The following is a 14,714-nucleotide window of genomic DNA, read 5'->3' as shown; positions in this document are numbered from 1 at the left end:
CAACGTTGCCGTAACTCACTGCCCTTGCCCCCTCATCCCGCTGCCGCGGACTTCTCCCCGGCGGGGAGAAGAAACAAGGGGCATGCGCTCGTTCCACAACAAGCCTTCGCGTTTAAGCAAGCGGCGCGGAGAAAACCCCGCGCCGTTCGCTGATCTCAAATAACCTGCCCCACATCGATGCGGTTGCCATCCGGGTCTTCAAACACAAAGGCGCGCAGGCCGTAATCCTTGTCCTGCAGGCCCTTGATGATGCGCAAGCCCTCACTCTTGCAGAGCGCATGCAGCGCATCGACATCGCTCACCATCATATGCGCCACATTGAAAGGCGCTGCCTTGTGGGTGGGCTGCAATGTCAGGTGCAGCTCGGCATTGCCCTGTTTGAGAATCATGAAGCCGACGGGTTGCCGTTTTCGAAGGTCTTTTCGAAGCCCAGCACCCCAACGTAAAAATCATGGGCCTTTTCGATGTTTTTGACAGGAAGCATTGCGGCGATCCGGCCGAAGCGGATGCCGTGATCGGCGATGGTATTCATCGCGGAACCTCGGATCTGGGAGAAACAGCAAGGGTCACGGACGGTGCCGGAGCGCTGGCGTTTTTTCCGGTTTGAATTTGCAGGACGGTGCCTGCCGCCCTAGGATCATAATCGAGGCGATGGTGGATGCAAACGGAATGTCTGCATTGTCCGGCGCTTTGAACGAGACACGGACACGCCCGGGAGGCAGAATGCGCAGCTCCATCGAAATCTTCAACATCCGCACCCGGCAGATGCGGGTGGTGTGGCAGACGCCTGATCTTTTTGAAGCGCCGAACTGGTCGCCGGATGGAAATTATCTGCTGCTGAACAGTGAAGGGCTGCTTTACCGCCTGTCTCTTGCCGGTGATATCGCGCCGGAGAAGGTCGATACCGGCTTTGCCACGCTCTGCAACAACGATCACGGCATTTCGCCGGATGGATCGCTCTACGCCATTTCCGATAAGGTGGAATTTGGCAAGAGCGCCATCTACCTCATGCCCTCGGTGGGCGGGGCGCCACGGCTGATGACGAAAAATCTTCCCTCCTACTGGCATGGATGGGCTCCGGATGGGAAAGGTTTCGCCTATTGCGGCATTCGCGATCAGGTCTTCGATATCTATTCGATGGATATAACAAGCGGCGTCGAGACGCGGCTGACCCATGGCGAGGGCCGCAATGACGGGCCGGATTATTCGCCTGACGGCGAGTGGATCTATTTCAATTCCAGCCGCACCGGGCGAATGCAGATCTGGCGCGTGCGGGTGGATGGCTCCGCCGTCGAGCGCATTACCGACAGTCCCTATGGCGACTGGTTTCCGCACCCGTCTCCCAAGGGAGACAAGGTGGTGTTCATTTCCTATGACGGCGACGTTTTCGACCATCCGCGCGATCTCGATGTACGGGTGCGGCTGATGGACATGGATGGCGGCAATGCCGAGACGCTGTTCGAACTTTTCGGCGGGCAGGGCACGATGAACTCGCCCAACTGGTCACCGGATGGGGATGAGTTTGCTTATGTCCGGTATTTTCCGGTGGAATGATGGGGGTGAGGCGGGCCACATTGCCGCACCACCGGCAGGATGCTTGCATTCGCAAACTTTTTTGCCCATAGCTTGCCTGTCAGGTGCCTGCCCTTGCGGCGGGAGAATCGGGAATCCGGTGAAAGACCGGAACGTGCCCAGCGCTGTGAGGCGGACGTTCTTTTTTTAAGCCACTGAAGCAGTTCGGGAAGGCGAAAAGGGCGGATGAAGCCAAGTCAGAAGACCGGCCTGATAAGATAGACCGAACCGCGCGGACGGCGGCAGGTTATTGTCGAGGCGGGGTGCGCATTTGCGCCCGGCCTTCGCATTGTTGGGGATAGACGATGCCAGCCGATTCGTCCGTGAGCAATCCGCCCGGCGCCAGTTCGTTCGATCATGCGCTCTCGCCCGCCCGCCCGTTTTCCTGTGAGGAACGCGAGGCGATTTACCGTGCCATCGAGACCCGTCGCGACGTGCGCGACCAGTTCCTGCCGGACCCGCTGCCGGACGATCTGGTGGAGCGTCTTTTGAAGGCGGCCCATTCCGCGCCCTCGGTCGGTTTCATGCAGCCGTGGAATTTTACCCTCATCACCGATGGCGCGATCCGTCAGGCGGCCTTCGTGGCCTTCAGCCGCGCCAATGAGGAGGCGGCGGCGATGTTTACGGGCGAGCAACAGGCGCTTTATCGCAGTCTCAAGCTTGAAGGCATCCGCAAGGCGCCGCTCAGCATCTGCGTCACCTGCGATCCGACGCGCGGCGGCAAGGTGGTGCTGGGCCGCACCCATAATCCGCGCACGGATGTCTATTCCACCGTCTGCGCCATCCAGAATCTCTGGCTCGCGGCGCGCGCCGAAGGCATCGGTGTCGGCTGGGTGAGCATTTTCCACGATAGCGACATTCGCACCATTCTCGATATTCCCGACCATATCGAAATCGTCGCCTGGCTTTGCCTCGGCCGTGTCGATGCGCTCTATAACGAGCCGGAACTGGCGGTGAAGGGCTGGCGACAGCGCGTGCCGCTGGAGGAACTGGTGTTTCGTAACCGCTGGGGCGGGGTATAGAAGCGGAGACCTGTGAATAAGGCGGGACGTCGCCGCGTATTTCTTCTCCCCGTCGGGGAGAAGGTGGCCCGAAGGGTCGGATGAGGGGGCAACGCTAGCGGTATACGGAGAGCTCGCCCCCTCATCCCGCTGCCGCGGAGTTCTCCCGCTCGGGGAGAAGAAACAAGCGGCGCCTGCTCGCTCCGCGATGTATGTCACTGCTGCGGCTGTATACCCTTCAGTGCCGGGTTCTTCAGGTCGATCCGGCCCGTCTGGTCGGGCAGGAATTTCGGACCTATGACGCGGACGCTGCTGTCGTTCGGGTCATAGTCGCGTTCGGGAACGGGCTGTTCCGGCGGCTTGGCGGCCTGTTGCTGTTCGGTGGGTTTCTCAGCCTTGTCACCTTGCGGTGATGGAATGGTGGTGATGCCGGAATAGGGTTTTTCGGGCTGCGGCCGGGCGGCCTCTTCCTGCTTTTGCATTTCCTTGTGGTAGGCGGCCATGTTGCAGGCGCAGCCTGGCGCTTTTGTACTGGCGTTTCGATAGGCGAAGGCGGTTGGCAGGTCCCTGTAGGGCTTGCCTGTTTCCGCAGACACCATATCGGCGGTTTCCTGATCCGTCATGGAGTGGAAATAAAGCTCCGTCTCGGTGCCCGGACACATTTTCTCGCACTGCTCCGCCTGGGCGCGGAAATCGAGCGGCGAGGCATTGGACGCGATGGGGAAAAACGAGCCGTCGCAGGTGCGCACGCAGAGTGTGCGAAGCCCGCCCTCGGCGGCGGCGTTGGGGTAGGGCGAAAGCCCCCCCTGTCCCGGCTCATCGTCGTTCTGCGGGCCATTCTGCCGAAAGGCGTCGGGATAACGCGTCACATCCGGAGGCGGAGGCAATTGTGTTTCCGTCTGCGGCAGGGTGTTGCAGCCATTGGCATCGAGGGCGGCGAGGATGCGCTGACGCCTGATGTCGCCGTCGTCGCTACGCGCGGCCGCCATGGCGTCGTCGCGGTCACGGATGATGGCGTCGCGCTCGCTTTCCGCTTCCGCCAGCGCATCGCCGATCTCGGCGCAGATACCGGCATTGGGATTGCCATAGACGATGACGCTGCCGGATGAGCAGCCATAGCCGCGCAGGTCGTTCCTGATCTTGCGGATGACGATATTCTGGCGGGCGAGCGCGTTGGCATAACGGCGCACCTCTGCCGTGTTGCCTATGACGCGGGGCGGCTCGCGCAATTGCGCATAAAGCGTATCGCAGACCTGATCCGCGAAGGCGGCGGCCGGGGCGATGAAAACAAGGGGAAGCAGGAGGCCGATGATGCGGCTGCGGCGGGTCAATTGTTCGATCCGTTCGATGTCCCCGGCCGGTGGCAGGGGCGTTATACTTCACGACATCCGTGTTTCGGGAAGATAACATAAGCTGTTGCCGCAATGCGGCAACAGCCTGTTCAAAATTGCGTTAATGCGCCCGCAGCATCACACCGAAGGGTGCGAGGCCTGCACCACGGCAAACGCCGCCATGTTGACGACGCCGCGCGAGGTGACGCTGGGCGACAGGATATGGGCGGGCAGGGCCGTGCCGAGCAGGATCGGGCCGACATGCAGGCCTTCCGTCAAGGTGCGGGTGACACCGAGCGTGATGTTTGCGGCATCGAGATTCGGGAAGACCAGCAAGTTCGCTTCGCCCGTCAGCACGCTGTTCGGCATGGCGCGCTTGCGCAGCGCTTCCGAAAGGGCCGAGCCGCCCTGCATTTCGCCATCCACTTCCAGTTCCGGTGCGGCCTCCTGCACGATCTTCAGGGCGCGGCGCATCTTGCGGGCGCTTTCGGAATCGCGCGAGCCGAAATTGGAATGGCTGGCGAGGGCGATCTTCGGCGTGATGCCGAAGCGGCGGATTTCCTTGGCCGCGAGAATGGCCATTTCCGCCACTTCCTCGGAGGTCGGGTCGTAATTCACGAAAGTATCGGTGAGGAACAGCGCACCCTGCTGGGTGATGAGCAGGCTGAGGCCCGCGAAGGAACGCACGCCTTCCTGCTTGCCGATGATCTGGTTGACGTCGCGCAGGTGGCGGTCGTAACGGCCTTCGAGACCGCAGATCAGCGCATCCGCTTCGCCGCGCTTCACCGACAGCGCGCCGATGACGGTCGTGTTGGTGCGCACGATGGTGCGGGCTGCTTCCGGGTTGATGCCGACGCGGCCGACAAGGGCGAAATAGTCATCGACATAGTCGCGGTAGCGCGGATCGTCTTCCGGGTTGACCACGGCGAAATCCGTATGCGGGCGGATGCGCAGGCCGAAGCGCTTCAGGCGCGTTTCGATGATCTGCGGACGGCCGATGAGGATCGGGATGCCGGTGCCTTCTTCCAGAAGCACCTGGGCGGCGCGCAGTACGCGCTCGTCTTCGCCTTCGGCAAAGATGATGCGCTTCTTTTCGGCGGCTTTCGCGGCGTTGAAGACCGGCTTCATGATGAAGCCGGAACGCCAGACGAAACGGTTCAGCTGGTCGAGATAGGCTTCGAAATCGGTGATCGGCCGGGCGGCGACACCGCTTGCGGCCGCAGCGCGGGCAACGGCTGGCGCAATGCGCAGGATGAGGCGCGGATCGAAGGGCGAGGGGATGAGGTAGTTCGGGCCGAAGACCGGCGTTTCGCCGCTATAGGCCTTTGCGGCCACTTCTGAAACTTCCTCACGCGCGAGTTCGGCGATGGCCTGCACGGCGGCCATCTTCATTTCCTCGTTGATGGTCGTTGCGCCGCAATCGAGCGCGCCGCGGAAGATATAAGGGAAGCAGAGAACGTTGTTCACCTGGTTCGGGAAATCCGAACGACCGGTGCAGATCATCGCATCCGGACGGGCCGCACGCGCCGCTTCCGGCATGATTTCCGGATTGGGGTTAGCAAGCGCGAGGATCAGCGGGTTTTCCGCCATGCGCTCCAGGAGTTCCGGCTTCAGCACGCCTGCGGCGGAAAGGCCGAGGAAGACATCCGCGCCGTCGATGGTTTCGGAGAGAACGCGCTTGTCGGTCTTCTGGGCGTAAACTTCCTTCCACTCGTCCATCAGCGTGTTGCGGCCATCGTAAACGAGGCCTTCAATGTCGTGGACCCAGATGTTTTCTTTCTTCGCGCCCATGGAAACGAGCAGGTTGAGGCAGGCAAGGGCTGCCGCACCGGCGCCCGAGGCGACGATCTTGACGCTCGAGAGCGATTTTCCGGCGAGTTCCAGCGCATTGGTGACGGCGGCGGCGACGATGATCGCGGTGCCGTGCTGGTCATCGTGGAAGACCGGGATGTTCATCTTCTCGCGCAGCTGGCGCTCAACCTCGAAACATTCCGGCGCCTTGATGTCCTCAAGGTTGATGCCGCCGAAGGTGGGCTCCAGCGCTGCGATGGTGGAGACCATGTCGTTGATGCCGGGCGCATCGATTTCGATATCGAAAACGTCGATGCCGGCGAATTTCTTGAAGAGGACGGCCTTGCCTTCCATCACCGGCTTGGAAGCAAGCGGGCCGATATTGCCGAGGCCGAGCACCGCCGTGCCGTTGGAAATGACGGCGACGAGGTTGGCGCGGGCGGTATATTCCGCCGCCGTTTCCGGATTTTCATGGATGGCGAGGCAGGGGGCGGCAACACCCGGCGAATAGGCCAGCGCCAGATCGCGCTGGTTGCCGAGCGGCTTGGTGGCCTGGATTTCCAGCTTGCCGGGGCGCGGATAGCGGTGGAAAAAGAGCGCCTGTTCCTCGATGTCGGCCTTTGCCGTGTTGGCGGGCGTGTTGTTCTTATCGTGAGAGGTCATTCTTCCACCGTCATGTCTGGTTCAATTCCGGACCCCTGAATACAACAAACTTCCCCGTGGTACAGCCGTTATTTGACCGCACCTTATGCAAATGCGGCCATGGCTTATTCGCGTTTTCGTGAAGGCTTTCGTCATATTCCCTATAAAAACCGGCGTCTGTCATGTTGCTGAAACACGAGTCTGGTTCTGAGAGGTAAGAAAGCCGCAGGGACGCAACCGAACAGGGGGATGAAATCCGTGGCCGGTCAAATCGAAACCAGACAGTTCAGAACGCTTTTCATTTCGGATGTTCATCTCGGCTCCAAGGCGGCCAAGACGGATTATCTGCTCGACTTCCTGAAATATCACGAGGCCGAGACGATCATTCTCGTCGGCGACATTGTCGACGGCTGGCGTCTGCGCCGCAGCTGGTACTGGCCGCAGGGCTGCAACGACGTGGTGCAGAAGCTTCTGCGCAAGGCCCGCAAGGGAACGCGCATCGTCTATATTCCCGGCAATCATGACGAATTCCTGCGGGAATTTCCGGGCATGCATTTCGGCGGCATCGAAGTTGCCGAGCGCATGATCCATGAGGCCGCCGACGGCAAGAAGTACCTGATCATCCATGGCGACGAGTTCGACGTGGTGGTGCGCAACGCCCGCCTGCTCGCTTATCTTGGCGACTGGGCCTATGACGCGGCAATTGCGCTCAACATCGCCATCGCCGCCGTGCGCCGCCGCATCGGCCTGCCTTACTGGTCGTTCTCGGCCTGGGCCAAGCTGCAGGTCAAACACGCCGTCAACTTCATCGGCGAATTCCAGCGCGTGGTGGCCGACGAGGCGCGCCGCAACAATGTCGATGGCGTCATCTGTGGCCACATTCACCATGCGGTCATGGAAGACATGGACGGCATTCGCTACATCAACACCGGCGACTGGGTGGAAAGCTGCACGGCGATTGCCGAAAATGCTGATGGCAGCTTCGAGCTGATCACCTGGATGCAAACGAGCGACGTTACCGCCGAACACACATCGGACGAGATGGAGCCGGTGGATATTCCGGGGCTGATCGGGAAGCACGCGGCCTGAGTTGGCGTGTTTGGTTGCAGGCTCACCTGTAAACGAAGTGTTTGGCAAAAATTGTAGCATCCGCATACCGTCATCCCGGCCCTGAGCCGGGATCCAGTGCGATCAAGTCTTTGATCGCGTAAGACCTATTTCTCACGGCGCAGACGCGCCGTGGCTGGATGCCGGATCAGGTCCGGCATGACGGAGGTGAGGCTTTAGAGCCTTCCCAGTAACCTTCCGGTTAGGCACCGGCGAGATGGTGCGAACGCAGCCTCTCGACACCAACCCAGTGCGGACCCTTAGCGAGAGTTCTACCCCCACAATTCCGGCCGTGCCGGATAAACCAGCGAACCCTCATAAACCAGCCCCGGCTCACGATCCTGCGCCAGCAGCAGCGGTCCGTCGAGATCGGCGAAGGCGGTGCCCTGCGCCGCCAGCACGGCGGGCGCCATGCCGAGCGAGGTGCCGAGCATGCAGCCGACCATGATGGTGAAGCCGAGCCTTTCGGCCTCGGCCTTCATGACAAGCGCTTCGGTCAGGCCGCCGGTCTTGTCGAGCTTGATGTTAATCGCATCGTAGCGGTCGCGCAGGCCGGCGAGGTCCTTCGTGGAATGCACGCTTTCATCGGCGCAGATCAGCACCGGATGGTCGATGCGGGCGAGGATGTCATCCTTGCCGGCGGGTAGCGGCTGCTCGATCAGCGATATCTTCAGTTCTGCCGCAAGCCGCAGATAATATTCGATATTATAATCGTTCCAGCCTTCATTGGCGTCGATGATGATGCGCGCTTCGGGTGCGGCGGCGCGCACGGCCCTGAGACGCGCTTCGTCATCCGCCGTGCCGGTCTTGATCTTCAGCAGCGGGCGGCCTGCGTTTTCCGCCGTTTTCGCGGCCATGGTCTCGGGGTCGGCAAGCGAGATGGTGTAGGCGGTGACGAGCGGCTTTGCCGCCTGTCCAAGGATGCGCTCGGCAACGGTTTTGCCGGTGATCTTGGCTTCGAGGTCCCACAGCGCGCAATCCACCGCATTGCGGGCGGCGCCGGGTTGCATCGCCTGTTGCAGTTCCTGCCGTGTCACACCGCCGGCGATCTGCTCCGCCATCGCCTCGATATCGGCAATGACGCCTTCAATACTTTCGCCATAACGCGGATAGGGCACACATTCGCCGATGCCGGTAAAGGAACCATCGCGGATGGTGCACGTTACGACATCCGCGTGGGTGCGGGTGCCGCGTGAAATGGTGAAGCTGCCGGCGACGGGAAAACGTTCCGTTGTGGCTTGAAGGTAACGGGGCATGTTTTTTTCACTTCCGATTGGGCGGCAAAAGACACATGACGCCAAATTTATCACGAATTGTCGGCCGTCACTGTGGCTTGCCGGAGGCCAAAACGTTATGAAACCTTTAAGAATCTCGTGACGGCTGCACTCGCTCGGAGCATTATGCAAGAACAGGACACACGGCAACAGGCGAACCCGGCCGCAATCACCGAAGACGATAGCGTCTCCGGCGGCGGCTTGCGTTTTGTCATGAGCGGTTCCTGGCGCAACAGCAATCTCGCCGGTGTTTTCCCCAGTCTTGAAAAGCTCGAAAAGAGCAAATCGGCCGGCCCGGTGGAAATCGATCTTTCTTCCGTCGAGGCTATCGATACGACGGGCGCATGGATCATCCAGCGCCTGCGCAAGGACCTCGAGGCAAATGGCGCCACCGTCACCGTGACGGGCAATGACCGTATCGAAGAGGTCATCGGCCAGTTGCCCGAAAAGGTGGAGATGGAGGGCGAGGCGCCCAAGAAGGTGGGGCTCGCCGAGCGTATTTTTGCGCCCATCGGCAAGGCCGTCATTCAGAACGGCGCGGATTTCCTGGCGGGCATGTATATTCTCGGCTCGGCCGTGCGCGGCGCGCAGATGAAGCTCGGGCGCGGCCGTGGCGTCTCGCCGGCGGCGATCGTCAACCAGATCGACCATATGGGCGTGCGCGCCGTGCCGATCATCATGCTGATGTCGTTCCTGATTGGTGCGATCATCGCCCAGCAGGGTGCGTTTCAGCTGCGTTATTTCGGTGCGGAAGTCTTCGTTGTCGATCTGGTCGGCATTCTGCAATTGCGTGAAATCGGTGTGCTTCTGACCGCGATCATGATCGCCGGCCGCTCCGGCAGCGCGATTACGGCGGAAATCGGCTCGATGAAGATGCGCGAGGAAATCGACGCGCTGAAGGTGATCGGCCTCAATCCCGTCGGCGTGCTGGTGTTTCCGCGGCTGGTGGCGCTCACCATCGCGCTGCCGCTTTTGACCATTCTCGCCAATTTCGCAGCGCTTTTCGGTGCGGCCATCGTGGCCTTTGCCTATTCCGGCATAACCTTCGAGGTGTTCCTGTCGCGCCTGCATGGTGCCGTGGAGGAATCGACCATTGCCGCTGGCATGATCAAGGCGCCGTTTATGGCGCTCATCATCGGCATCGTCGCGGCCGTTGAAGGCATGAAGGTGGGCGGTTCGGCCGAATCGCTTGGTCAGCACGTCACCTCCTCGGTGGTGAAGTCGATCTTCGTTGTCATTCTGGTGGATGGTCTTTTCGCCATCTTCTACGCAGCCATCGATTTTTAGGGAGGGCGCGTTGGAGAAACTGGACCAGAAACCGCATGAGACAAGAACCGGGAAAGACGGCCGCGAGGTGGTGCTTTCCGTCGAGGGTGTGACCGTCGGCTTCAACGGCCGCAACGTGCTCGAAAATCTCGACCTCGATGTCTATCGCGGCGAAATTCTTGGCTTCATCGGCCCCTCCGGCGCTGGCAAATCCGTGTTGATGCGCGCGATCTTGCGGCTGCTGCCACGGCAGGCGGGTGCGATCCGCATTCTCGGCACCGATTACGACAAGGCGAGCGAAGACGACCGTATGATGCTCGACCAGCGGCTTGGCGTGCTGTTCCAGCAGGGCGCGCTGTTTTCCGGCCTGACGGTGAAGGAAAACATCCAGCTGCCAATGCGGGAATATCTCGACCTGCCGAAGAAGCTGATGGACGAGCTTGCCTATCTGAAGATCGAGATGGTGGGGCTGAAGCCCGATGCGGGCGACAAGTATCCTTCCGAGCTTTCCGGCGGCATGATCAAACGTGCGGCCCTTGCCCGGGCGCTGTCGCTCGATCCCGACCTCGTCTTCCTCGATGAGCCGACGTCCGGCCTCGATCCCATCGGGGCGGCGGAATTTGATATGCTGATAGCGCGCTTGCGCGATTCGCTCGGCCTGACCGTCTATATGGTGACGCACGACCTCGACAGCCTCTTCTCCGTCTGTGACCGCATTGCGGTGCTGGGCCAGAAGAAGGTGCTGGTGGAAGGGACATTGCAGGACATGTTCGCCTGCGACGATCCGTGGGTGCAGTCCTATTTCCGCGGCAAACGGGCCCGCTCTGTCGTTCTTCCGGACGGCAGACACGAAAATCCGGTGGAGTAACAAGAAGCATGGAAACCAAGGCGAACTACACCATAGTCGGAATTTTCACGCTGATCGTGATCGCCGCCGCATTCGGCTTCGTTTACTGGATGGCCGAGTTTGGCCGAGGTGGCCCGACGGCGCAGCTTGTCGTGCGTATTCCCGGCTCCGCAAACGGCCTTTCCGTCGGGTCTCCCGTGCGCTTCAACGGTATTCCGGTCGGAACCGTGCGCGGGCTTGCGATCGACCGCGATGATCCGGCCTATTCCATCGCGTTTACCGAAGTGCAGGCCGATGCCCCGGTTTTCCCGTCCACCCGCGCCGTACTTGAAATTCAGGGCCTGACGGGTGCTGCCTATATCGAGCTTTCCGGCGGTAACAAGGATGGCGAGCGCATTCTGCAGAAAGCCGTCGAAAGCGGCGTTCCGGCCGAGCTGACAGCCGATCTTTCCAGCGTCACCAACCTGCTCGCCACCGCCGACAAGATCCTGAAACGCGCCGATGGCGCCATCGGGGAATTGCAGGGTTTCGTGCAGGATGCGCGTGGCCCCTTGACGCAGACGGTGCGCAATGCCGAGAAATTCTCCGATGCGCTGGCGGCCAATTCCGATGGCATCAAGAATTTCATCGCCAGCCTTAGCTCGCTTTCCACAACGGTACAGTCGGTCTCGGTGCGTCTCGACGGCACGCTGACGGCCATCGAGGATCTGGTGAAGGCGGTGGATGCCGGCAAGATCGATTCCATCCTGTCGAATGTCGACAAGGTGACGAAGGATGTCGCTTCCGCTTCCAGCGATATTCAGGGCATCATGGAGACGGTACAGAGCACGGCGAAAAACTTCGAGGCGGCGAGCACGGAAGTGCAGACCGTGGTGAAGCGCGCGGATGAGCTTCTCGCCTCCGTCGATCCCGCCAAGGTGGGCACCGTGGTCGATGACGTTTCCTCTGCGACCGCCGATGCGCGCGATGCCGTGGCGAACTTCAAACGCATCGCCGACGATGTCGGCGCCCGCCGTGCCGATATCGACCAGGCGGTTTCCGACTTTACCGAAATGGGCCGCAAGCTGAACCTCGCCTCCAGCCGCGTCGACGGCATTCTCGCCAAGGTGGACGGCATGCTCGGCACCGATGACGCCAATTCGCTGTTTGCCAAGGCGCGCGAAACGCTCACCTCCTTCAAGGCGGTTGCTGACAATCTCAATGCCCGTATCGGGCCGATTGCCGACAATCTGACGCGTTTCTCCAGTTCGGGCCTGAAGGATTTCCAGGCGCTGATCGGCAGCACGCGGGTTACGGTCGACAATCTCAACAATGCCATCACCAATATCGACCGCGATCCGCAGCGGTTGATTTTCGGCGGCGAAACCGTGAAACAATATGATGGCAGAACAAGGCGCTAAGAGGGGTATGGGCCAATGACACGATCGATGAACGGCCGTCAGCGACGCGCCCTCATTCTGGCTCCGCTGCTTGCCGCCTTGATGGCCGGCTGCGCGGGTGCGCCGAAGAACGATACTTTCGATCTTTCCGTCTCTTCGGCGGCGGTTACCCAGGGGCCTTCGCTGAAAAGCCGGCAATTGCTGATTGCCGATCCGACCGCCCTGAAGGCGCTCGACAGCGAAAACATCGTGGTGCGCCTTTCCGGCTCGGAGGTGCAATATCTCGGCAACTCGCAATGGAGCGACCGCCTGCCGCGCATGGTACAGTCCAAACTGGTGGAAGCCTTCGAGGATACCGGCAAGCTCGGCGGCGTCGGCCGGCCGGGGCAGGGGCTGGCAATCGACTATCAGGTCGTGACCGATATTCGCGCCTTCGAAATCGATACGGCGAGGAATATCGCCAATATCGAAATATCGGTGAAGCTGCTGAACGACCGCAACGGCACGGTGAAGGCGCAGGAGGTGTTCCGCGCCAGCGCCCGCGTCAGCGGTTCCGGCAACGCCAATTTCGTAAAAGCGCTGGATCAGGCCTTTGCCGCCGCCACGCGCGATATCGTGGCCTGGACGCTGAAATCGCTTTAAGCGTTCGGCGTTATTGCCGCCACAGGAAACCGCTTTATGTTCGCGTAGCGCCGGTCACCGATCGGCCTGTGCATAATGGTCCCGATCCGTGAGCCCGATCCGTGAGTTGGTGATGCGATTTCTGCTGCTGCTTTGCCTTATGTTTTCCGCCCTGTCTGGAACGGGCGCCGCCATGGCGGTCGGTCTCCGGCTGATCGACGTTCCAGCCGCGAATGGCAAAGCTGCCATGAAGGCTGCGGTATGGTCGCCCTGCGCGGCCGCGCCGGAAGAGGTCAGGATCGGTCCCTTCCTTTTGCCCGCCGTGCGCGATTGTCCTGTTCCTGAAGGGAAGTATCCGCTCGTCGTCATTTCCCATGGCTTTGGCGGCACCTATTTCAGCCATCGGGACACGGCGGCGGCGCTGGCGGATGCCGGCTTCATTGTCGCGGCTATCAATCACCCCGGAGACAATGCGCTTGAAATGAAAAAGGCGGGCGAGCTTTCCGCGCTGACGGGCCGTCCGGCGGATATTGCCCGGTTGCTGGATCATCTGCTTGAAGGTTTTAGTGACGCCGGTTCCATCGATGCCGGGCGGATCGGCGTCTTCGGATTTTCGCGCGGCGGCTATACCGCGCTGGTGCTTGCCGGCGGCACGCCTGATTTTGCCAATGCCGGGCTGCCCTGTCCCGACCCGCAGGCGCCGATTTGCACGCAGATGCGGCAGAAGACGACATTGCCGCAGCATGGCGGTCAGGATGCGCGTGTGAAGGCTGTGGTTACCGCCGACCCGTTGAATGCCTTTCCCGGCGCGGGCGACCTGAAGAATATCACGATCCCCGTCCAGCTCTGGAGTTCGGAACGCGGCGGCGACGGTGTCGCGCCGCAGGATGTTGCAAGGCTGCGCGACGATCTGTCGGTGAAACCGGACTATCGGATGGTAAAAGGGGCGGGGCACTTTTCCTTTATCGCCCCTTGCCCCGCCGAGATGGAAAAGGCCGTGCCCCAGATTTGCAGCGATGCGGCGGGTTTCGACCGGGCGGGGTTTCACCGCAGCTTCAACGCCGAGGTGGTCAGCTTCTTCAAGGCGTCGCTGCTCTGAGGCGTTGTTCCTTTCCGTGCCGGTCAGGCGGCGTCCTGCTGCGACTTCCATTCCGGCAGCGGGAAAACCCGGTCGTAGCTCCAGTTGAAGACAAAAGCATAGACCACGTAAAACAGCGCAAACGAGATATCCATCACCAGCGCGTGGGCAAGGCTGATATTCAGATACCAGGCGATGAAGGGCATCAGCACGATCAGCAGACCGAGTTCGAACAGCACGGCATGGGCGACCCGGAGGGCGGGCGTCTTCAGCGTCGTGCCTTTCATGCGCTGCATGGCGTGGTCGAAACCGAGATTGTAGACATAGTTCCAGACCGTCGCCAGCGTGGCGCTGACGAGGCCGACAATGCCGATATCTTCCATAGGCATGCCAAAAAGCAGCGCGCCCAAGGGAATGACGAGAAGAAGGCCGATGATTTCGAAACTGAGGGCGTGGCGGATACGATCTTGCAGGGAACGCATTTCATTCTCCGGTATGTGACCGGGCCGTCCCGCATGCTGTTGCCACTGTGGCCGAGGTCGTCCTCGCGCTGAGGCATATAGAGGTTTTGAGCGGAATTTTCAAGCGCGGGCGTTGAGGCAGTCAATGTCACGGGGAGGGCGCCACTTGTTTCTTCTCCCCACCGGGGAGAAGTCCGTGGCAGCGGGATGAGGGGGCAAGCTCTCCGCATATCTCTGCGCTAGCCGTAATAACTTCGGTATAGCATACCATTAGTTACGAAAGTTTATACGAATTCCGGCGCCGTTTGATTGGTCCCTTCAAAGGGTTTGATGCCGCGAAGGGT

At 60.9% G+C, this 14,714-nt stretch carries 12 protein-coding genes, 1 pseudogene and 1 riboswitch; of the genes and pseudogenes, 8 read left to right on the top strand and 5 right to left on the bottom strand.

Going from position 1 to position 14,714, the window contains the following annotated elements; all coding sequences use genetic code 11:
* Positions 1 to 155: 155 nt before the first annotated feature.
* Positions 156 to 532 (bottom strand): annotated as a pseudogene (locus tag AGR7B_RS07935) (glyoxalase superfamily protein).
* Positions 533 to 723: 191 nt separating this feature from the next.
* On the opposite strand from AGR7B_RS07935, the gene AGR7B_RS07930 reads away from it, so the two are divergent.
* Both AGR7B_RS07930 and bluB read left to right on the top strand, forming a co-directional pair.
* On the top strand, positions 724 to 1,554 hold the full coding sequence (locus tag AGR7B_RS07930; protein WP_080856413.1) for a TolB family protein: 831 nt from the start codon (positions 724 to 726) through the stop codon (positions 1,552 to 1,554).
* Positions 1,555 to 1,618: 64 nt separating this feature from the next.
* Positions 1,619 to 1,800: riboswitch (cobalamin riboswitch) on the top strand.
* Between the two features lie 77 nt (positions 1,801 to 1,877).
* Positions 1,878 to 2,594, top strand: coding sequence for a 5,6-dimethylbenzimidazole synthase (gene bluB / locus AGR7B_RS07925; protein ID WP_004433034.1), 717 nt, complete (start codon positions 1,878 to 1,880; stop codon positions 2,592 to 2,594).
* Positions 2,595 to 2,788: 194 nt separating this feature from the next.
* Here the strand turns inward: bluB and AGR7B_RS07920 are convergent, their stop codons facing one another.
* Together AGR7B_RS07920 and AGR7B_RS07915 are read right to left on the bottom strand one after the other, a co-directional pair.
* On the bottom strand, positions 2,789 to 3,904 hold the full coding sequence (locus AGR7B_RS07920) for a DUF2865 domain-containing protein (RefSeq protein WP_162934079.1): 1,116 nt from the start codon (positions 3,902 to 3,904) through the stop codon (positions 2,789 to 2,791).
* 138 nt (positions 3,905 to 4,042) lie between these two features.
* A complete protein-coding gene (locus tag AGR7B_RS07915) occupies positions 4,043 to 6,358 on the bottom strand; it encodes an NADP-dependent malic enzyme (protein ID WP_078053050.1) in 2,316 nt (771 codons plus the stop codon).
* A 228-nt stretch (positions 6,359 to 6,586) separates the two neighbouring features.
* Here AGR7B_RS07915 and AGR7B_RS07910 point away from each other — a divergent pair, with 228 nt between their 5' ends.
* Positions 6,587 to 7,426 (top strand): UDP-2,3-diacylglucosamine diphosphatase, encoded by an 840-nt coding sequence (locus AGR7B_RS07910; protein WP_161988019.1) that lies wholly within the window; start codon positions 6,587 to 6,589, stop codon positions 7,424 to 7,426.
* Between the two features lie 290 nt (positions 7,427 to 7,716).
* Here the strand turns inward: AGR7B_RS07910 and dgcA are convergent, their stop codons facing one another.
* The gene (gene dgcA, locus AGR7B_RS07905; RefSeq protein WP_080856412.1) at positions 7,717 to 8,700 is read right to left on the bottom strand and encodes an N-acetyl-D-Glu racemase DgcA; all 984 of its coding nucleotides are present in this window, start codon (positions 8,698 to 8,700) and stop codon (positions 7,717 to 7,719) included.
* A gap of 144 nt (positions 8,701 to 8,844) precedes the next feature.
* On the opposite strand from dgcA, the gene AGR7B_RS07900 reads away from it, so the two are divergent.
* The 5 genes from AGR7B_RS07900 to AGR7B_RS07880 all read left to right on the top strand — a co-directional run bounded on the left by AGR7B_RS07900 (position 8,845) and on the right by AGR7B_RS07880 (position 13,930).
* A complete protein-coding gene (locus AGR7B_RS07900) occupies positions 8,845 to 10,005 on the top strand; it encodes an ABC transporter permease (protein WP_080856411.1) in 1,161 nt (386 codons plus the stop codon).
* Between the two features lie 10 nt (positions 10,006 to 10,015).
* Positions 10,016 to 10,852 carry an ABC transporter ATP-binding protein gene (locus AGR7B_RS07895; RefSeq protein WP_065656139.1) on the top strand — a complete coding sequence of 279 codons (837 nt, stop codon included), beginning with the start codon at positions 10,016 to 10,018 and terminating at the stop codon, positions 10,850 to 10,852.
* A gap of 8 nt (positions 10,853 to 10,860) precedes the next feature.
* Positions 10,861 to 12,231 carry an MlaD family protein gene (locus AGR7B_RS07890; protein WP_065656140.1) on the top strand — a complete coding sequence of 457 codons (1,371 nt, stop codon included), beginning with the start codon at positions 10,861 to 10,863 and terminating at the stop codon, positions 12,229 to 12,231.
* Positions 12,232 to 12,246: 15 nt separating this feature from the next.
* Positions 12,247 to 12,852, top strand: coding sequence for an ABC-type transport auxiliary lipoprotein family protein (locus AGR7B_RS07885; RefSeq protein ID WP_080856410.1), 606 nt, complete (start codon positions 12,247 to 12,249; stop codon positions 12,850 to 12,852).
* 112 nt (positions 12,853 to 12,964) lie between these two features.
* Positions 12,965 to 13,930 carry an alpha/beta hydrolase family protein gene (locus AGR7B_RS07880; RefSeq protein ID WP_080856409.1) on the top strand — a complete coding sequence of 322 codons (966 nt, stop codon included), beginning with the start codon at positions 12,965 to 12,967 and terminating at the stop codon, positions 13,928 to 13,930.
* A 23-nt stretch (positions 13,931 to 13,953) separates the two neighbouring features.
* Here the strand turns inward: AGR7B_RS07880 and AGR7B_RS07875 are convergent, their stop codons facing one another.
* A complete protein-coding gene (locus AGR7B_RS07875; RefSeq protein ID WP_078053045.1) occupies positions 13,954 to 14,391 on the bottom strand; it encodes a PACE efflux transporter in 438 nt (145 codons plus the stop codon).
* Positions 14,392 to 14,714 lie beyond the last annotated feature (323 nt).

The organism is Agrobacterium deltaense RV3, from assembly GCF_900013505.1.
In the GTDB taxonomy this organism is placed as follows: domain Bacteria; phylum Pseudomonadota; class Alphaproteobacteria; order Rhizobiales; family Rhizobiaceae; genus Agrobacterium; species Agrobacterium leguminum.
This window is presented reverse-complemented; position numbering and strand designations above follow the sequence as displayed.

Bases quoted from the DNA above. Each gene is read 5' to 3' on its own strand.
- AGR7B_RS07930 (WP_080856413.1), top strand. From the start codon at position 724: ATGCGCAGCTCCATCGAAATCTTCAACATCCGCACCCGGCAGATGCGG.
- bluB (WP_004433034.1), top strand. From the start codon at position 1,878: ATGCCAGCCGATTCGTCCGTGAGCAATCCGCCCGGCGCCAGTTCGTTC.
- AGR7B_RS07915 (WP_078053050.1), bottom strand. From the start codon at position 6,358: ATGACCTCTCACGATAAGAACAACACGCCCGCCAACACGGCAAAGGCC.
- AGR7B_RS07910 (WP_161988019.1), top strand. From the start codon at position 6,587: ATGAAATCCGTGGCCGGTCAAATCGAAACCAGACAGTTCAGAACGCTT.
- dgcA (WP_080856412.1), bottom strand. From the start codon at position 8,700: ATGCCCCGTTACCTTCAAGCCACAACGGAACGTTTTCCCGTCGCCGGC.
- AGR7B_RS07900 (WP_080856411.1), top strand. From the start codon at position 8,845: ATGCAAGAACAGGACACACGGCAACAGGCGAACCCGGCCGCAATCACC.
- AGR7B_RS07890 (WP_065656140.1), top strand. From the start codon at position 10,861: ATGGAAACCAAGGCGAACTACACCATAGTCGGAATTTTCACGCTGATC.
- AGR7B_RS07885 (WP_080856410.1), top strand. From the start codon at position 12,247: ATGACACGATCGATGAACGGCCGTCAGCGACGCGCCCTCATTCTGGCT.
- AGR7B_RS07880 (WP_080856409.1), top strand. From the start codon at position 12,965: ATGCGATTTCTGCTGCTGCTTTGCCTTATGTTTTCCGCCCTGTCTGGA.
- AGR7B_RS07875 (WP_078053045.1), bottom strand. From the start codon at position 14,391: ATGCGTTCCCTGCAAGATCGTATCCGCCACGCCCTCAGTTTCGAAATC.